This window comes from Streptomyces sp. NPDC020742, from assembly GCF_040641675.1.
Lineage (GTDB): Bacteria > Actinomycetota > Actinomycetes > Streptomycetales > Streptomycetaceae > Streptomyces.
Genome location: NZ_JBFAEA010000010.1, coordinates 157494 through 175283, shown reverse-complemented (window position 1 = coordinate 175283; position 17790 = coordinate 157494). Strand labels below are relative to the sequence as shown.

Below are 17790 nucleotides of genomic sequence, written 5' to 3'. Positions count from 1 at the left end.
CCCTAAACGCAACGAAAATAGCGTTTGCGTTTTGGCGGTCACCCCCGTACTGTCATTCCCGGTCCCATTGCCGCCGATTGGAGAAGGCCGTTGCTCGTCTGAGGTCCGCCTGACACCGCGTCCGCGCATGCCCTGCATCGCGCGGCGTCGTCCGCGACCTCGGCGTACCCGCAACCGGCGTACCCCGGCGCACCTCGGCGTCTCCCGCGGTGTCTCCCTGCGCAAGTCCCGCACACCCACCCGCGCACCCAGGAGACCCCTTTGTCCAGAACCCCCCACTCCGCATCCCCCACCGGCCCGGCCCGCCCGGCGACCCTCGTCTGTACCGGACTCGGCTTCCACTGGCCCGACGGCAGCCCCGTCCTGGACGACGTCCACCTCACCGTCGGCCCCGGCCGCACCGGCCTCATCGGCACCAATGGGGCAGGAAAGTCAACCCTGTTGAGGATCATCGCCGGAGAGCTGGCCCCCACCACGGGCAGCCTCAAGGTCACCGGCGAGGTCGGCTACCTCCCCCAGCACGCCCACCTCGACACCCACCTGCGGGTCGACCAGGTCCTCGGTATCGCCGACACCCGCACCGCCCTGCACGCCATCGAAAGCGGCGACGCACGCGAGGAGCACTTCACCGCCGTCGGCGACGACTGGGACGTCGAGGAACGCGCCCGCGCCACCCTCGACCAGCTCGGACTGCCCGGCATCGACCTCGACCGCACCATCGGCGAGGTCTCCGGCGGCGAATCGGTACTCCTCCGGCTGGCCGCGCTCCTCCTGCGCCGCCCCGACGTGCTGCTGCTCGACGAACCCACCAACAACCTCGACCAGGCCGCCCGCCAGCGGCTGTACACCGCCGTCCGCGGCTGGTCCAAAGCGCTCATCGTCGTCAGCCACGACCGGGAACTCCTCGAACTCGTCGACCGGATCGCCGACCTGAGGCCCGACGGCGTGCACGCCTACGGCGGCAACTTCAGCGCCTACGAACAGGCCCTAGCCGTCGAACAGGACGCCGCCGAGCGGATGGTGCGGGTCGCCGAGGCCGACGTACAGCGCCAGAAGCGCGAACTGGCCGACGCCCAGGTCAAACTGGCCCGCCGGGTCCGCTACGGCAACAAGATGAACGCCACCAAGCGCGAACCGAAGATCGTCATGAACGCACGCAAACGCGAGGCCCAGGTCTCCGCCGCCAAACACCGCGCCCTGCACACCGACCGCCTCAAAGAGGCCCAGGAACGCCTCGACGAAGCCGCCGAAGCCGTCCGCGACGACGACGAGATCCGCATCGACCTGCCCCACACCGCCGTCCCGCCGGGCCGCACCGTCCTCACCCTCGACGCCCTCCGCACCCGCTACGGCGCCCGCGCCGACCTGGAGGTCCGCGGACCCGAACGCATCGCCCTCACCGGCCGCAACGGCTCCGGCAAAACCACCCTGCTGCGCACCCTCGCCGGGCAGATCCCACCCGCGTCCGGCACCGCGCACACCCACGTCCCGCACCGCTTCCTGCCCCAGCGCCTGGAGGTCCTCGACCCCACCCTCACCATCGCGCAGAACGTCGCCCGCTACGCCCCCGACGCCACCCAGAACCACATCCGGGCCCGGCTCGCCCGCTTCCTCTTCAAGGGCGCCCGCGCCGACCAGTGCGCCGGCACCCTCTCCGGCGGCGAAGCCTTCCGCGCCTCACTCGCCGCCCTGATGCTCGCCGAACCGGCCCCCCAACTGCTGCTGCTCGACGAGCCCACCAACAACCTCGACCTGGCCTCGGTCCGCAGACTCGTCACCGCCCTGGACTCCTACCAAGGCGCGCTGCTGATCGTCAGCCACGACCTGCCGTTCCTCCGCGACCTCGGCATCACCCGCTGGCTCGCCCTCCAAGACGGTGAACTGACCGACACCGCACCCCTGTAACCCACCGCCACACCCACCCGGCCACCGGCGGGGACCGTACCGCACGGCCCCCGCCGGCCGGCCCGCCTCACCGGGCCCGACCGCCTCACCGGGCCCGACCGCCACACCGGCCCGACCGCCTCACCGGCCGACGAACAGCGCCAGACTCGCCCCGCACTGCGAATGCAGCGGCGCCGGCAGCGCCCCCGGCGCGAACCAGCCCAGCGCATCGAACTTCTGCGGCTCACCGATCCGCACCGCCCCCGGATCCACCTGGACGGCGAACACCACCGCCACCCAGTGCGACACCACCGGATCGCCCCGCAGCACATTGCGCACCCCGAGCTGCTCGATGCCGAGCGGCCGGACGCCGTACTCCTCGGCCACCTCCCGGGCCACCGCCGCCTCGAACTCCTCCCCGAACTCCAGCGCCCCGGCCCCGCAGTCCCAGCACCCCGGCTCGTCCCTGGCCCCGGCACTCCGCCGCGCCAGCAGCACCCGGCCCGCGCCGTCATGACACACGAAGACGCACGACACACCCGGCCCCGTCACCCGACCCACACGCGCCACCCCGCCCTCCTCAGAAGTGCCGCAGCAGCTCGTCGAACGCCGACAGCCGCAGCACCTTGTCATCACCCGGGTCGAGTACCTCGTCCTCCAACACCCAGGTGTGGACGTTCGGGATGAACACCGCATTCAGACCGGCCGAACGGGCCGGCACAATATCCGACTTGGGGGAATTCCCGATCATCCAGGCCGACGACGGCACCAGGTCGTACGCCCGGATCAGCTCCTCATAGGTGACGACGTCCTTCTCCGGCACGATGTGCACGCCCCGGAAGTGCCCGCCCAGCCCGGACGCCGCCACCTTCCGCCGCTGCTCCTCGGTGTCGCCCTTCGTCAACAACAGCAGCTCATGCCGCCGCGCCAACTCCGCCAGGGTCTCGGCCACCCCGGGAATCAGCTCCACGCCGTCCCCGCCGAACGCCGCCGCCCACCCGGCGATCCGCGCCGACTCCGCCGCCGTCACCGCCCGCCCCCGCAGCCGCTCCACACACTCCCCGAGACTGCGCAGGAACACCGCGCTGCCGTACCCCAACGTCACCGCGTTCGCCGCCTCGATGCCGTCCAGCACCGCCCGCACCCCGGCCCGGTCCCCGCCCGGCGGCGTCACCCACGCCAGGAACTCGTCAATGACCCGCTCGAAGATCACGTTGTTCTCCCACAACGTGTCATCCGCGTCGAAGATCAGCATCCGCCCACCAGCCCCTCCCACTCAGCACCGACCCGCGCACCCTACAAACCCCCACCGCGCACCCGCACCGCGATTTCCGCCCCCGGCCACCGCACCCCGGCCCACCCCGCCACCAGCACAGGGACGACAACAGCCGCAGCAGCCCCACAGCGCGCCGGACGACCGGCGCCACCCTCAGTCCGAACGCCCCTCACCAGGCCCGCCGGTGCCGGGCTCCCGACGACAGGAGTCCCACGCTGCCAGCCGCAGCCCGCTCTCGAACCGCCGCTCCCGCCCATCCACCGGATCCCGGAACTCCAGCACCCGAGCCAGCAGTTGCAACGGCTCCCCGAACCCCTCCATCCCCACCACACCCCCGGCGCCCGCGCCCCCGCCACCCGGGAACAATCGACGGTCCGGAACCGGGAACAACGGTTCGTCCGGCATCGGGAACAACGGATCGTTCAGAATCGGCAGCCCCAACCCGCTCATATGCACCCGCAGCTGATGCGTACGCCCGGTCGCCGGCAACAGCCGGTACCGCCCCAGCCCGCCCCGCCGCTCCACCAGCTCGATCCGGCTGACCGCATTCACCTCACCGGGCACCTCCCGCGCCGCCGGAACCCCCCGCTCCTTCACGATCCGGCTGCGCACCGTCACCGGCAGCGCCACCCCCGCCTCGTACCGCGCCACCGCCTCGTACTCCTTGCGCACCCGCCGCGCCGCGAACAGCCCCTGGTACGCACCCCGGTCCTCCGGCCGCACCACGAACAGCACCAGCCCCGCCGTCAACCGGTCCAGCCGGTGCGCCGGCTGCAGCGCGGGCAGCCCCAGATCCCGCCGCAGCCGCGCCAGCGCGGTCTCGGTGACGTGCTGCCCCCGCGGCGTCGTCGCCAGGAAATGCGGCTTGTCGGCGATCACGATCCGCTCGTCCCGGTGGACGATCCCCACCTCGAACGGCACCGGTACCTCTGGCACGAAATCCCGGTGGAACCACACATACCGCCCGGCGCAGTACGGCTCACCCCCGCTCAGCGCCCCGTCCACCCCGACGAACCGCCCCGCCCGCAACATCTCCGCCACCCGCGCCGCCCCGACCGCCCCCGCGAACCGGTCCCGCAAATGCTCCCCGACCGTCCCCCACACCCCGTCCGGATCGGCCGGCAACCGCACCCGTACCGGATCGATCCCCTCACGCTGCGGAAGCGGAGCAGGCGGAACCGGCGATCTACGTCTCATGGGAGCAAGAGAACCCCGGTCGGGCGGTGGTTTCAAGCCGGGCCGGTACCCGTGCGGATATCCGATGCCGCCTGCCGCCACGAGGCGGCACCCATAAGATCAGTCTGTGCCTGAGACTTCGAAGGAAGACCATTACGCGAGCGCCGCGTTACGCCACCACAACGATGCGGTCTACCTGCACGACGACGGCCGACTGCCCAATGCGGACCACCATTTCGGCTTCTCCGTGGAATGCGCCCTGAAGAGCCTCATGCTGCGGTACACCCAGGTTTCGGTGGCCCCGGTCAAACCGGGCGGCCAGCCGACCAAGAAGCCGTACATCCCGCAGCAGAGCGGTAAGCAGAGGTATATCGAGCATCTCCCGGAAGCGTGGTCCGATACGGGAGACGTCATATCCGACGCGACGCTCCTGCTCCGCGGCCGCACCGGAAGCGCCCTGTCGGCAATTCTGACGGCGTCGTCGCCGTTCGCCACGTGGAGCGTGCATGACCGCTACAGCGACGGATCCTCTGTGCACGAGGCCGATGTGCGAGCTCGTCGTGCGGCATCAGAACGGATTCTCGGCCTGCACGAGCAGGCGCTCATAGACGGAGTGCTCACGTGACCTTCCCACCCGATCCGGTTCGCTTCGACGAGGCGCGGCCCCTCGCGCTGGCCGTTGCCCTCGACACGGCTGCCTCCGGCGTCGACGTACTGCTCGTGCGGGACATTCTCGGCCGGATCTCCCTGCTCCTGGACGACCGGTCCGGCGGACTCGACGCGGCCAAGACAGCGACGTGGCGTGAGCGCCTCAAGAACACCCTCGGTCCGTACGCGGCGGACCGGCCCCTGCTCCTCGCTTCCGGCCTCTTCCAACCGGATGCATACTTCGCGTCGCCCCGCGCGGCAGCCGAACTCGGTTACGTCGCCCAACCAGGCCACGGCAGCATCCGCTGGCTCGACAACACCGTCGTCGGCGGCGACTGGGCCCGGGTGAGTACCCCGGAGGCGGAGTCCGGGGGAGTGCGCACCGCACGCACCGCGCTCTACGGATTCAAGGGTGGTGTCGGCCGCTCGACCGCAACGTTCATGCTGGCCAAGCACCTCGCCGGGCAGGGCAACTGCGTTCTCGTCGTCGACCTTGACCTTGAGTCTCCCGGCGCGGGCCCGCTGCTCGTCGCGGAGGAGCAGCTACCCCAGTACGGAATCATCGACCAACTCGTCGAATCGGCGCTGCACAACGAGGAAGGCCTCGACCTCGTCGCCCAGGCCACCCATTTCCACCTCCCCAACAACGGCGAGCTCTGGGTAGCCCCCGCCCGGGGACGAGGGGCGCCCGGTACCGAGTACGCCTACGTCGACAAGCTCAACCGTGTCTACGCCGATGTGCCCGGCCACGGTCAGGGCAGTTTCGCGGACCGGCTGGAAGCGGCGGTCCACGCCTGCGAGGACGCAGTAGCCAGGGAGAGCCGCCGTCCCGACGTCGTGCTCCTCGACAGCCGGGCAGGAATCCACGACATCGCCGCCGTTGCGATCTCACGCCTCTGCGACCTCGCCCTGCTCTTCGGCAGCGACAACGGCCAGACCTGGGCGGGATATCGAGCCCTCTTCACGGCCTGGCTTTCCTCGGGCCAGGCGCCGGAGATCCGGGAGAAACTGAGAATGGTCGCCTCAATGGTCCCGGACGCCGATCGTGCTTCCTACCTGGAGACGTTCCGGGACCATGCCTGGGAATGCTTCTCCGTCCTCTATGACGACCTCGTCGATGGCAATACGGGCTTCAACCCCAGCCCGGAGGACGGCTCAGCGCCGCACTCGCCCATTCCGATCCTGTTTGCCATCGAACTCGTCGGCCTTGACGCTGTCACCACGCCAGGTTGGGACGACCGCGCCTTCGTTCGTGCCGCGTACGATTCCTTCCTGAAGACCGTCACCAACCTGATGATCGAAGGACCGCGATGACCGCCCCGCTCGAAGCCGAGGACTACCGGAACCTGCTGGTCGCCGCGCTGCCCCCCGCACAGGACGCGGATACGGTCGAACCTACGCGCTTCAATCTCTTCACCCCCGACTCACATCGCCTCGCGCTGCACGTGGACACCACCGTGGTGCGGGGCGGCCGTGGCGTGGGCAAGACGTTCTGGTGCCGTTCCCTGCTCGACGATCAACTCCGGGAAGTCGCCGCGGAGGAGTACCGCATCGAGCGGCTTCGGAACCTGAAGGTTTCGCCGGGGTACAGCGCCATGCTGGACCCCGATCTGTACCCGGGAGCCGGTGAGCTGGCCAACCTGGTGGACCGCGGCGTGCGCGCCTATGACCTGTGGAACGCCGTGCTGCTCGTGGCACTCGGGCAGCCCGAGCTCCACGGCAACATGGAGTGGAAGGACCGCATCGCCTGGGTGCAGGCCAATCCGGGGGCGCGAGACCGGACCGTCGCCCGTGCCGACAAGCAGGCGCAGTCGGACGCGATCACGCACCTGGTCCTCTTCGACGCGCTGGAGCACCTCCACCGGGACCGCATCCAGGCAGACCGGCTTGTCGCCGGCATCCTCCAACTCGCTCTGGAGATGCGGCTGAGCACCAAGAACATCCGGTGCAAGATCTTCATCCGGCCCGACATGTTCGATGGAGCGCTCCTCCACTTCCCCGATGCGTCGAAACTGACGTCGAACGCCGCCAGTCTCCAGTGGACGACCACCAATCTGTACGGTCTCTTCTTCCACTACCTCGGCAACCACGAAAGCGCCGAGTCCATGAAATTCCGCTCCTGGACAGGCAGCTGGACCGAACACGCAGGACGGCACCTGCTTCCCGCCACGCTGCTCGGTGACGAGCAGATCCAGGCATCGGTCTTCAGCCAGCTGGCCGGCCCGTACATGGGAGCCAACTACCGCAAGGGCATCACGTATACGTGGCTGCCCAACCACCTCATGGACGGCGTCGAGCAGGTGAGTCCCCGCAGCTTCCTCAACGCGCTGAGCATGGCCGTGGACGAGACACGAGGAAAGTACGCGAGCCATCTGTACGCCATCTACCACGAGGGCATACGGAAGGGCGTCCAATCCGCCTCGCAGACCCGCGTCAATGAGATCAGCGAGGACATGCCGTGGGTGCGTACCGTCATCGCACCGCTGGCAGGCCAGCAGGTGCCGATCGACCAGGGACTTGTACTCGACCTCTGGCAGGCATCCGACCTGACGTCCACCCTGGGCAGGGAGGCGGCCCGGGCCAATTCGGGTGGGGCCGGGGCGGAGGTCCGTACCGGGCCGCGCTACCCGGATGACTACCTTCGTCTGATCGACGAGCTGATCGCCCTCGGCGTGATGCGCCGCCGCAAGGACGGCCGGATCGACCTCCCGGACGTGTACCGAATCGCCTTCTCGATCGGCCGCAAGGGCGGGGTGCCGAAGGTCCAGCCGTAAGAGCCTGCCTGCCCAGGCTCCCAAAGCCCTCGGGCCTCCGTCATGGGGGTCGATCCACCCGCAAGCGGCGAGACGGGGCACTACCGCCGGGGCGCGCCACCCTTCATCCGGACGATGCGCGACGCACTCATCGGCGCGGATCCGAGCGCAGTTCCACCAAGGTGTGGCCAATCCCACGCTCGTCGATGGGGTCGGGGAAAGCCGACCACAAGATCCCGTGAGGGTGTCGGCCGGGTGGTGCCCCTGCGCGCCTGGCTCCCTCCCGCCCGAGGGCTTCGGGGCCCCGCCCCTGGACACGGCAGAGGCCACGAACGATCCGTAGGGGGAATCCGCGTAGCAGCGCCGCGAACCTCCGGGGCCACTCACCGGGCTCCACCAAAGCCCGCGACGGGCACACGTGGGAGGACAGCGCGCGCCGACTTGGCCGCCCCCGTACGGGTCGCCCCGGTCTGCCACCCCGTTCTGACCAACGGGATCGCTCGACGGTTGGTCGCGCAAGGGCCCGAGAAACAGAAAAACCCCAGGTCAACTGGGGTTTCTGCTGGTGTCCGAGGGGGGACTTGAACCCCCACGCCCGATAAAGGGCACTAGCACCTCAAGCTAGCGCGTCTGCCATTCCGCCACCCGGACAAGGTGTCTGTCGTTGCGGCCCCGGGCCGTTCCGACGTGGAAAACAATAGCAAACCTTCAGGGGTGGTCGATCACCCCTACATCCGGCCCAGGGCGACCCCGTGACCAGCGGATGTCCGGCGCATTGCGGCCTTGGGACGCAGCACCCAACGGGTGGAGGATGGTCATGGACCCCCCGCCGCCGAGCGCCCCCCGGGCGCGGACGCGGCCGCGAACCCAGAGGAGGCAGCGTGAGCGAGCTCCGCCAGCGAACCGAGGAAAGGTGCCAGCCCCGCGCATGCGGAGCCGAGCGAAGCGAGGTTTCGGCATGAGCGAGTCGCAGCCGGCCCGTACCGTCACCGGCGAGGACGAGGTCGTCGACCTGTGCCGGGACCTGATCAGGATCGACACCAGCAACTACGGCGACCACTCGGGCCCGGGCGAGCGCGCCGCCGCCGAGTACGTCGCCGAGAAGCTCGCCGAGGTCGGACTCGAACCGAAGATCTTCGAGTCCCACAAGGGCCGCGCCTCGACCGTCGCCCGGATCGAGGGCGAGGACCGCTCACGGCCCGCGCTGCTCATCCACGGGCACACCGACGTCGTACCGGCCAACGCCGAAGACTGGACCCACCACCCCTTCTCCGGCGAGATCGCCGACGGGTGCGTGTGGGGCCGCGGCGCCGTCGACATGAAGGACATGGACGCGATGACGCTGGCCGTCGTCCGTGACCGGCTGCGCACCGGACGCAAGCCGCCGCGCGACATCGTGCTGGCCTTCCTCGCCGACGAGGAGGCCGGCGGCACCTACGGCGCGCGCTACCTCGTCGACCACCACCCCGAGCTCTTCGAGGGGGTGACGGAGGCGATCAGCGAGGTCGGCGGCTTCTCCTTCACGGTCAACGAACAGCTGCGGCTGTACCTCATCGAGACGGCCCAGAAGGGCATGCACTGGATGAAGCTGACCGTCGACGGGTCCGCCGGTCACGGCTCGATGATCCACAAGGACAATGCGATCACCGAACTCTCCGAGGCCGTCGGACGGTTGGGCCGCCACGAGTTCCCGGTCCGGGTGACCAAAACGCTCCGGGTCTTCCTCGACGAACTCGGCGACGCCCTGGGCGCCGAACTCGACCCGGAGAACATGGACGACACCCTCGCCAAGCTCGGCGGCATCGCCAAGCTCATCGGCGCCTCACTCCGGAACACCGCCAACCCCACGCAGCTGGGCGCCGGCTACAAGGTCAACGTCATCCCCGGCCAGGCCACCGCACACGTCGACGGACGGTTCCTGCCCGGATACGAGGAGGAGTTCCTCGCCGACCTGGACCGGATCCTCGGGCCATGCGTCAAGCGCGAGGACGTGCACGCCGACAAGGCCCTGGAGACGACGTTCGACGGCGCCCTGGTGAACGCCATGCAGTCCGCCCTCCAGGCGGAGGACCCGATCGCCCGCGCGGTGCCGTACATGCTCTCCGCCGGTACGGACGCCAAGTCCTTCGACGACCTCGGGATCCGCGGGTTCGGCTTCGCCCCGCTGAAGCTGCCGCCGGAACTGGACTTCGCGGGAATGTTCCACGGCGTGGACGAGCGGGTCCCGGTCGACGGACTGAAGTTCGGGGTGCGGGTGCTCGACCGGTTCATCGAACAGAGCTGAGGTCGTTTCCGCTCCGGCGCCCCTGCCGGTCCCGGTGCGCATCGGAAGGGTGTGGACCTGAATTCGGCGCGGATTTCCTGCCGTTCGCGCCGGCTTCGCTGAAAAGAGTGAAAGCCCCGATGTGTTCGTAGCTTCAACGGTCTATTCCTCGTTGCAGGGTGTAGCGGTCCGCGGCTGGGATCGCTTTTGCCTACAAGGAGGAACAATGATCAAGAAGATCGTCGCTGCTGCGACGGCCGCCGGCGGGCTGCTGCTCGCCGGCGCCGGCCTGGCCGCTGCCGACTCCGGTGCCCAGGGCGCAGCCGTGCACTCGCCTGGCATCGCGTCCGGCAACGTCGTTCAGGTGCCGGTACACGTTCCGGTGAACGCCTGCGGCAACACGATCTCCGTGATCGGGCTGCTCAACCCCACCTTCGGCCACTACTGCGTCAACAAGTGACTTTCTGACGCCCTTTGGCGTTGTACCTGCACCCGTATCGGTCCGATCCGGATCGGGCCTCGGAATGCACGCCTCGCATTCCGGAGTCTCTGGGTATTTCGGTGGGCGGGTGGATCGCAGGGCTCTCTCCTTGGGACCGCTACTCGCACGCATTCCGGTAACACACTAGGCAGGGGAACAACCTATGAGACAGGTCGCACGAAAGGGCCTGATCACCATGGCGGCGGCCAGCGGCGTACTCGCTGCGGCAGCCGGCTACGCACACGCGGATGCGGGGGCCGCCGGAAGCGCGGCCAACTCACCCGGCGTGGGATCCGGCAACAACCTCCAAGTCCCGCTCCACATCCCGGTGAACGCCTGCGGCAACACCGTCAACGTGGTCGGGCTCCTCAACCCCGCGTTCGGCAACAACTGCGCCAACGTCGGCGGGCACCACGGCGGAGCGACCGGCGGACAGCACCACGGCGGCCACCACGGTGGCGCCAATGCCGCGGGCGGAACCGCCAACTCGCCCGGCGTCGCCTCCGGCAACCACGTCCAGGCACCGGTCGACGTACCGGTCAACGCCTGCGGCAACACCGTCGATGTCGTCGGCCTGCTCAACCCGGCCTTCGGCAACGGCTGCGGCAACGCCTCGCCGTCGGTTCCGGGCCACCCGCACAACCCGGGGCAGCCCCACCACCCCGGCCACCCGCACCACCCCGGCCACCCGCACCACCCCGGTAAGCCGCACCACCCGGGCAAGCCGGAGCAGCCGGGCAAGCCGCACCACCCGGGGAAGCCGCACCACCCGCAGACCCCCGGCACCCATGAGCACGGCACGCGGCCGCAGACCACGCCGCACAGCCACACCGCGACGCCGGCCAAGCCCGCCGCGCCGCAGCAGCTCGCACACACCGGTGCCGGGTCGATCGGCTATGCGGTGCCGGCCAGCGCCGCCCTCCTCCTCGGAGGCGCCGTGCTCTACCGCAGGGCCCGCACGGCCCGCCGGTAGCCCCTGCGTCACCGCCGCACCCCCACCGATCCCCCCGTCACTGCCTTCCCGGCAGTGGCGGGGGTTCGGCCGTCAGAAGGCAGACGTTCGGGCATCCCCCCCAGCAGCCACAACCTAGACACCCGAAGCCGGGGACGCAGGCACCTGCACCACACAGTGCCTCGCCCCGAAAAGAGCGCCCCGCGGCCAAGACCCGCCCACGACGCGACTCTGAGATCCACGACGCGACTCTGAGATCCACGACGCGACTGCGAGACCCGTGACGCGACTCTGAGATCCACGATGCGACTGTGAGACCCACGATGCGGCTTTGAGACCGGCGACGCGACGTTGAGACCCGCGACGCGGCTCTGAGACCCGCGCCCGAGCAAGCCAGCAGTCCGGCGCCCGCCCAGCTCCCGCCCGCTCTCCAACCGCCCGTCCAGCCCCGTCCGGCGGGGCACAGGCACCGGCACAGGCCCCGGACGCCAAGGCAGGGCTCGTCACACCAAAAGAAGCCCCCAACATTCGAAAGAAGCTGCTGAAGGGCACCGAAGGAAGGGAAGCGTCGCCCCCCACAGAGGGGCTGAACGCCACCCCACAGGGCCGGACATCTTGATGGGGACGCGGACGCGGGGCGCTGCCGGCCATGGCCACGGGCAGCATGGACGGGGTGGGTGGGGACAGGCAGGACCGCGAGAGGCGGAGCGTGCGAGAGATGCCCGCCGCACCATGCGCTATCGGGGCGTTACGGCACGTGAAATCGGCAACCGCCCGCAGGCGCCCCACAGCGTCGGCCCGGCGCCCCCAGCGGCCGGACCCCGTCACCCTCCAGCAAGCGGACCCCGTCGCCCCCGCTGTGCTTGAGCCCCCGGAGCGCTGGCACACCCCGCAGCGCTGAGCCCCGTGCCCTGCAACGCTGGCCTGCCCCCAGCGTGGGTACCGTCCCGACGAGCCTCCTCCACCATGCTCGGCCCAAGCACACTCAGCCCCGCCACGCTCAGCCCCGGCACGCTCGGCTCCACCAAGCCTGGTCCCGTCATGCTGATCATCCCCCACCACGCTCAGTCGCCGACGGCACTCACCACGTGGCGCGGAGCTGGCGAATGATCCGGCGGCGCAGCCGCACCTTGCGACTCCCGTCCGGGTTCAGACGCAGTCGGTCCAACTCCCAGTGTCCGTACTCGGCATGGTCGGTCAGCAGGCGTGTGGCGGCCTTCCGGGACACTCCCCGTGGCACGTACACATCGCAGAATTCGTATTCCGGCATCGCATCTATTGTGCGGGACCGGCCCCGGTACGGATAGCGTCTGCACTATGTCTGATGCTGCGCAGCCTTCCGCTGCCGAGGTACGTGCCGCCGCCGAGGCGGTCAAAGCCGCGCTGGACCGTCACCTCGACGCGGTCGAACGCCGCTCGGGGCAGGACGACCCGGCTGTCTACGCCGCGTTCGACGAACTCGCCGCGGCCGCTGAGCTCTATGACGAGCTGCTCTACGACACCTACGACGAAGTCACCCCCTTCGAGATCCCCGGAAGCGACAGTCTGCCCGCCTACGCGGGCCCGGACGAACCCAGTGCGCTGAGCGTGCTGATCCGGCGCGACTACACCGTCGCCGAACCGCAGCGGCTGCTGCATCAGGCCCAGCGCATCGCCGACCTCGACCCGGACGCCGCCGACGAGGCGGTGGGCAACGCTTCCGAACGCGCCGACGCCGCGGCGGTGGTCGGCAGCAGCGTGCACGCGGCTCTCGGGGTCCTCTTCGGGGAGTTCGAGCCCGACGAGATCGCCTCCCGCCACAAGGAGTTCGGCCTGGAGGAGGGCGACTCCACGCTGTGGGTCGCCGCCGCCGACGACCCGGCCGAGCCGGGGGAGTGGCTCTCCGCGCCGTTCGACCAGGCGGACCCTCAGCGGGTGGTGTGCCGCTTCGATGTCAGCGCGGTCTTCGACGAGGAATTGGACGGCGACGACCTGCTGGAGCCGCTCGACCGGGAACGGTAGAAACGGCCCGGTAGCCCGGTAGCCCGGTAGCCCGGTAGCCCGGTAGCCCGGTAGCCCGGTAGCCCGACAGCCCGACAGCCGGCAGCCCGGTGGCCGGTAGCCGGGTTCGGCGCGGTCCTATGCGGCTGAGCCCTGCCCGGCTGGTTTGCGGCATGGCTCCCGCGGGCTGGGCTGGCGGTGCGGCCCCGCGGTGCGGCCCCTGCGCCGCTGGATGCGGCTGGGCTTGTGGTGGTGCTGCTGCGTGACGGCTCGCGGCGCTGCTGCTGGGTGACTGGGCCCTACGGGGTGACTGGGCCCTTTGGGCTTGTGGCCGGGGTGACTGGGCCCTTTGGGCTTGTGGCGCGGCCCCGGTATGCATCGGCCGTGGTCTGGCCCCCACGGGACCGGGTAGCCCACGGGACCGGGTAGTCGTTCTGGCCCCCACGGGACCGGGCAGTCGTGAGGCTGTCCGTGTCCGGGGTGGGGGCCAGCGCTGTTTGGGGTGCCTCGGCGCCTCCTTCAATCCGGCAACGATTACGGAGAGTTATTAGTTCCGGCTAATCGTTACCCTCTGTTGTTTCGGGGCGGAGGAGGGTGCGAAGGCGGGTGGTGCGGGGCTTGGCCGGCATGGTGGCCACGGCCTGCGGGAGGGCCTGGTCGACGCCCTGGACCACGGAGAGGTGCTGCTCGCCGCGGCTGAAGGCGGTGTAGACCCAGGAACGGGTCAGGCCGCCCGCGGCGTCGCCGGGCAGGACGACGACCGCGGCCGGCCAGCGCATGCCGGCGGACTGATGGGCAGTGAGGGCCCAGGCGTGGCGCACGGTTCCCGCGGCGACCTGGTCCCGGGGCACCACCAGAGCGGCGCCGTCGCAGAGAAGGTGGAGGCCCGCGGCGTCCGCGCCGGTGACCGTGCCGGTGGCCGTACGGCCGGGTGTCGGGGTGTAGGCGACACGGTCGCCGGGGTCGAAGCCGCCGAAGCGACCGGGGCCCGGGTTGAGCCGCTCCTTGAGGGCGGCGTTCAGGGCGCGGGTGCCGGCTGCGCCGCCGTGCCCGACGGTGATGACCTGGGTTCCGTCGGCCGGGATGTTCAGAGCCCGCGGGACCGAGTCGGCGACCAACTGGACGGTGCGGTGCACGGCCTCCCGCGCGTCCCTGACCGGGACGATCACCACTTCCTTGCCGGGCGCCTCGACCTGGCTCAGCTCGCCGATGCCGATGCCCGACACCAGCTCGCCGATCGGACCGAAGTCCGGCGTGCGGGAGACGACCTGGGGGCAGAAGCGGGCCGCGAGGAGGTCGGCGAAGAGCCGGCCGGGGCCGGCGGACCACAGGACGCCGGTGTCGCCGCTGAGCACCAGCCGGGTGCCGTCGGACAGCGACTCGACGAGGAGTGCGGCGGCCTCCAGGTCCAGTTGCGGAGCGTCCAGGACGACCAGGAGGTCGAGCGCGAGCGCGCCGTCCTGGTCGCGGCCGGGTCCCTGCCGGCCGGAGAGCAGACCGGAGACGGTGACGGCCGCCTCGCCCGGAGCGGAGGGGGAGGCGGAATCAGCGGGGGAAGCGGAACCGGAGAGGGAAGCGGGGGCGGAGGGGGGAAGGGAAGGCGAGTTGGCGGAAGTGGCGGTGAGTTCGGTGAGGTGGGCGGCGAGGCGGCGGCGGCCGTTCTCGGTGTGGGTGGCGCCGTAGGCGCGCAGCCCCAGGGAGCGGGCGGCGGCGATCAGTGCGGCTGGTTCGGCGCGCGCAGCTTCGGCACCGGTGTGCGCCACCAGGCCGCTGTCCGCGGCGGCTCGGATCAGTTCGGCGGCGGACGGTGACGCGGCGGCGGCAGCGGCGGCCTCCCAGGCGGCAGGGGAGGGGCGGCGGCGATCCACCGGACCAGGGTGATCCACCGGACCAGGGCGATCCATCGGGCCGGTGAGCGGCGAGGCCTCGCCTTCGGGCGCCCAGGCTGCACCGTCCTCACCCGTCGACGTTGCGCCGCCCTGACTCGTCGACGCTGCGCTGTCCTCGTCCGTCGACGTTGCGCTGACCTCGTCGGCCGGCTCTGCACCGCCCTCGTCGGCCGGCTCTGCACCGCCCTCGTCTGTCGGCTCGGCGCCGTCCGCGGGCGGGGGTTCTGCGCTGTCCCCACGGGTTGGTTCCTCGGCCGGGTCGGTGGCCTGGGTTGTGGGGCTTCCGTCCGCGTCGGCGGCGTGCGAGGTGGGGCGTTCGCCCGCGTCGGCGTCGGCGTCGGGGGCGGTGTCGGCGTCGGTGTGGGAGCCGGCGTCGGGGTCGGCGTCGGGGGCGGTGTGGGAGCCGGCGTCGCCGTGGGCGTTGGGGGCATCGGGCTCGGACGGGCCGGTGGGTTCGGTGGCTGGCTCGAAGGTGTTGAGCAGGCGGGCGAGGCCGTCGGCGACGCTCTCCTCGGCCATGGCGAAGCGGTCCAGGCCGAGGATGATGCGGACGGGCTGTTCCGCTTCTTCGTCATCGTCCTGGGCGGGGCGGGGCCGGCCGCCCGGTTCCTCGATGGCGTCCTGGAAGACCAGGACCGCGCCGTCGGCGATGGCGTTCTGCAGGGCGTCGTCGGGGTCGGGTACCGAGCGCTGGGCCAGTGCCGTACGCAGGGCGGAGGCCTCCAGGGCGGAGTGCCCGGCGACGGCGGCCTGCTCCAGCAGCCAGCAGACCAGGGCCTGGGCGCGGCGTTCGTCGCCCGGCCCGGCCGCCGCGCCCAGCAGTGCCCGGGCGAAGCCGTCGGCCTGTTCGGGGCGGACACCGGGCACGCCGAGCAGCTGCCAGGGATCTTCGCGCAGTGCCTCGGCGGCGCGCTCGCCCAGGACCTCGGCGGCCTTCTCGGCCAGCGTCTCCGGGGCGCCGCCCGCGGCGAGCACCTGGCGTACGCCCTCCAGGCCGGGGGCGGTGGGCGCGGCCGGGGCAGCGGGGACGACCGGGGTGGCGGGCTGTGGGGCCGGGCCGGCAGCCGCGGTGCCGGCCCCGGTGCCCGGGTGGGTCGGGGCCGTGGGCTGTGGGGTCGGGCGCTGGTCGGCGGGGGCGGCGGCCGGACGCGCCGTGGGGTGCTGTGGGGCGGACTGTGCGGAACGGGCGGCGGGAGCGGTGCCGGCCGGGCCCGCGGCGGGTGTAGGGGGTGTTGCGGGGCGGCGGGGAGCGTCGTTGAAGAACGAGGCCGCCGAGCGCTCGCCGCTCTCCACGGCCCGTACGGCCGCCGCCAGCGCCGCCGCCGTCGCATGGCCCGATCCGGCCGCCGGAGCCTGCTGCGCTCCCTGCTGCTCGGGCGGGGTGTCACCGGCGGGGCGGTCGGTACTCACAGCGTGCTCCAGTCGTGATCGGGGTAGTGGTGCACCGGCGCCGATACGTCGTCCAGCGCCCGGCGGATCTCGTCAGGAAGACTAAGGGTCTCCACTGACAATGCGGCTCTGAGCTGCTGCGCTGTGCGTGCGCCCACGATCGGGGCGGTCACTCCGGGATGGTCGCGGACCCAGGCGAGCGCGACCTGGAGCGGGGTGGCGGCCAGTCCGTCGGCGGCGGTGGTGACCGCATCGACGACGCGGCTCGCCGCCTCGTCGAGGTAGGGCGCGACGAACCCGGCGAGGTGGTCCGAGGCGCCGCGCGAATCGGCCGGGGTGGCGTGGCGGTATTTGCCGGTCAGGACGCCTCTGCCGAGGGGTGAGGACGGCAGGACGCCGATGCCGAGGTCCCGGGCCGCGGGCAGCAGTTCGCGCTCGATGCCGCGCTGCAGGAGGGAGTACTCCATCTGGGTGCCGGCGATGCGGTTGCGTATGCCGGGGGCGGCGAGCTGCCAGGTGGCGGCCTTGGCGAGCTGCCAGCCGGAGAAGTTCGACAGGCCGATGTAGCGGGCCCGGCCGCTGGTGACGGCGAGGTCGAGGGCCTGGAGGGTCTCCTCCAGCGGGGTGTGCGGGTCGAAGGCGTGCAGCTGCCACAGGTCGACGTAGTCCGTGCCCAGCCGCTGCAGGGAGGCGTCCAGGGCGGCGAGGAGGTGGCGCCGGGAGCCGTCGATGCGGCGGTCCGCCTCCAGGACGCTGCCGGCCTTGGTGGCGATGACGAGGTCGTCGCGTGGCACGAGGCCTTCCATCAGCCGGCCCAGGAGGTATTCGGCGCCGCCGTCGGCGTAGATGTCGGCGGTGTCCACGAGGGTGCCGCCGGCCTCCCAGAACGTCTTGAGCTGGTCGGCGGCTTCGTGCTCGTCCGTGTCGCGGGCCCAGTTCAGGGTGCCGAGCCCGAGCCGGGACACGCGCAGGCCCGTTCGGCCGAGGTGCCTTTGCTCCATGGGGCTTGAGATTACGCGCCGTGGCGCGGGATCAGGGGACCTGTGGACAACCTGCCGGTGACGCCCGGCGAGGGTGCGCGCTACAGTCCCCGCGACAG

General features: G+C 71.1%; 14 protein-coding genes and 1 tRNA gene. 8 read left to right on the top strand and 7 right to left on the bottom strand.

Going from position 1 to position 17790, the window contains the following annotated elements; all coding sequences use genetic code 11:
* Window positions 1–261 precede the first annotated feature (261 nt).
* The gene (locus AB0G84_RS19570; protein WP_361321821.1) at window positions 262–1905 is read left to right on the top strand and encodes an ABC-F family ATP-binding cassette domain-containing protein; all 1644 of its coding nucleotides are present in this window, start codon (window positions 262–264) and stop codon (window positions 1903–1905) included.
* Between the two features lie 120 nt (window positions 1906–2025).
* On the opposite strand, the gene AB0G84_RS19565 is transcribed toward AB0G84_RS19570, so the two are convergent.
* From AB0G84_RS19565 to AB0G84_RS19555, 3 genes are all read right to left on the bottom strand, one after another.
* Window positions 2026–2454 carry an NUDIX domain-containing protein gene (locus AB0G84_RS19565; protein ID WP_361321819.1) on the bottom strand — a complete coding sequence of 143 codons (429 nt, stop codon included), beginning with the start codon at window positions 2452–2454 and terminating at the stop codon, window positions 2026–2028.
* 10 nt (window positions 2455–2464) lie between these two features.
* Window positions 2465–3139, bottom strand: a complete 675-nt coding sequence (locus AB0G84_RS19560; protein ID WP_361321816.1) for an HAD family hydrolase — start codon at window positions 3137–3139, stop codon at window positions 2465–2467.
* Between the two features lie 174 nt (window positions 3140–3313).
* Window positions 3314–4357: a pseudouridine synthase gene (locus AB0G84_RS19555; protein ID WP_361321813.1), complete on the bottom strand. Its 1044-nt coding sequence runs from the start codon at window positions 4355–4357 to the stop codon at window positions 3314–3316.
* Between the two features lie 106 nt (window positions 4358–4463).
* Between AB0G84_RS19555 and AB0G84_RS19550 the strand changes: the two genes are divergently transcribed.
* Genes AB0G84_RS19550 through AB0G84_RS19540 form a run of 3 tightly spaced genes read left to right on the top strand, consistent with a single transcriptional unit; the run spans window position 4464 to window position 7758 of the window.
* Window positions 4464–4961 carry a hypothetical protein gene (locus tag AB0G84_RS19550; RefSeq protein WP_361321810.1) on the top strand — a complete coding sequence of 166 codons (498 nt, stop codon included), beginning with the start codon at window positions 4464–4466 and terminating at the stop codon, window positions 4959–4961.
* The gene (locus tag AB0G84_RS19545; RefSeq protein WP_361321807.1) at window positions 4958–6298 is read left to right on the top strand and encodes an AAA family ATPase; all 1341 of its coding nucleotides are present in this window, start codon (window positions 4958–4960) and stop codon (window positions 6296–6298) included. The genes AB0G84_RS19550 and AB0G84_RS19545 overlap by 4 nt, the downstream gene beginning before the upstream one ends.
* Complete coding sequence (locus AB0G84_RS19540) at window positions 6295–7758, top strand: hypothetical protein (protein WP_361321804.1); 1464 nt, start codon at window positions 6295–6297, stop codon at window positions 7756–7758. The genes AB0G84_RS19545 and AB0G84_RS19540 overlap by 4 nt, the downstream gene beginning before the upstream one ends.
* Before the next feature lie 542 nt (window positions 7759–8300).
* Here the strand turns inward: AB0G84_RS19540 and AB0G84_RS19535 are convergent.
* Window positions 8301–8388 (bottom strand) — tRNA-Leu (locus AB0G84_RS19535).
* A 307-nt stretch (window positions 8389–8695) separates the two neighbouring features.
* Here AB0G84_RS19535 and AB0G84_RS19530 point away from each other — a divergent pair.
* The 3 genes from AB0G84_RS19530 to AB0G84_RS19520 all read left to right on the top strand — a co-directional run bounded on the left by AB0G84_RS19530 (window position 8696) and on the right by AB0G84_RS19520 (window position 11454).
* The gene (locus AB0G84_RS19530; RefSeq protein WP_361321801.1) at window positions 8696–10021 is read left to right on the top strand and encodes a M20/M25/M40 family metallo-hydrolase; all 1326 of its coding nucleotides are present in this window, start codon (window positions 8696–8698) and stop codon (window positions 10019–10021) included.
* 205 nt (window positions 10022–10226) lie between these two features.
* Window positions 10227–10460 carry a chaplin gene (locus AB0G84_RS19525; RefSeq protein ID WP_361321798.1) on the top strand — a complete coding sequence of 78 codons (234 nt, stop codon included), beginning with the start codon at window positions 10227–10229 and terminating at the stop codon, window positions 10458–10460.
* 184 nt (window positions 10461–10644) lie between these two features.
* Window positions 10645–11454 carry a chaplin gene (locus tag AB0G84_RS19520; RefSeq protein WP_361321795.1) on the top strand — a complete coding sequence of 270 codons (810 nt, stop codon included), beginning with the start codon at window positions 10645–10647 and terminating at the stop codon, window positions 11452–11454.
* A gap of 1060 nt (window positions 11455–12514) precedes the next feature.
* Here the strand turns inward: AB0G84_RS19520 and AB0G84_RS19515 are convergent.
* Window positions 12515–12703, bottom strand: coding sequence for a DUF5703 family protein (locus AB0G84_RS19515; protein ID WP_006607658.1), 189 nt, complete (start codon window positions 12701–12703; stop codon window positions 12515–12517).
* 47 nt (window positions 12704–12750) lie between these two features.
* Between AB0G84_RS19515 and AB0G84_RS19510 the strand changes: the two genes are divergently transcribed.
* Complete coding sequence (locus AB0G84_RS19510; protein WP_361321792.1) at window positions 12751–13434, top strand: hypothetical protein; 684 nt, start codon at window positions 12751–12753, stop codon at window positions 13432–13434.
* A gap of 536 nt (window positions 13435–13970) precedes the next feature.
* Here AB0G84_RS19510 and AB0G84_RS19505 read toward each other — a convergent pair.
* Window positions 13971–16712 carry a helix-hairpin-helix domain-containing protein gene (locus AB0G84_RS19505; protein ID WP_361321789.1) on the bottom strand — a complete coding sequence of 914 codons (2742 nt, stop codon included), beginning with the start codon at window positions 16710–16712 and terminating at the stop codon, window positions 13971–13973.
* Entirely contained in the window at window positions 16709–17692 is a 984-nt protein-coding gene (locus tag AB0G84_RS19500; protein WP_361321786.1) for an aldo/keto reductase, read from the bottom strand. Before AB0G84_RS19500 ends, AB0G84_RS19505 begins: the two co-directional genes overlap by 4 nt.
* Between the last annotated feature and the right edge of the window lie 98 nt (window positions 17693–17790).

Excerpts from the sequence above, each read along its gene's own strand:
- AB0G84_RS19515 (WP_006607658.1), bottom strand. The coding sequence starts at position 12,703 with ATGCCGGAATACGAATTCTGCGATGTGTACGTGCCACGGGGAGTGTCC.
- AB0G84_RS19540 (WP_361321804.1), top strand. The coding sequence starts at position 6,295 with ATGACCGCCCCGCTCGAAGCCGAGGACTACCGGAACCTGCTGGTCGCC.
- AB0G84_RS19555 (WP_361321813.1), bottom strand. The coding sequence starts at position 4,357 with ATGAGACGTAGATCGCCGGTTCCGCCTGCTCCGCTTCCGCAGCGTGAG.
- AB0G84_RS19525 (WP_361321798.1), top strand. The coding sequence starts at position 10,227 with ATGATCAAGAAGATCGTCGCTGCTGCGACGGCCGCCGGCGGGCTGCTG.
- AB0G84_RS19510 (WP_361321792.1), top strand. The coding sequence starts at position 12,751 with ATGTCTGATGCTGCGCAGCCTTCCGCTGCCGAGGTACGTGCCGCCGCC.
- AB0G84_RS19500 (WP_361321786.1), bottom strand. The coding sequence starts at position 17,692 with ATGGAGCAAAGGCACCTCGGCCGAACGGGCCTGCGCGTGTCCCGGCTC.
- AB0G84_RS19530 (WP_361321801.1), top strand. The coding sequence starts at position 8,696 with ATGAGCGAGTCGCAGCCGGCCCGTACCGTCACCGGCGAGGACGAGGTC.
- AB0G84_RS19560 (WP_361321816.1), bottom strand. The coding sequence starts at position 3,139 with ATGCTGATCTTCGACGCGGATGACACGTTGTGGGAGAACAACGTGATC.
- AB0G84_RS19520 (WP_361321795.1), top strand. The coding sequence starts at position 10,645 with ATGAGACAGGTCGCACGAAAGGGCCTGATCACCATGGCGGCGGCCAGC.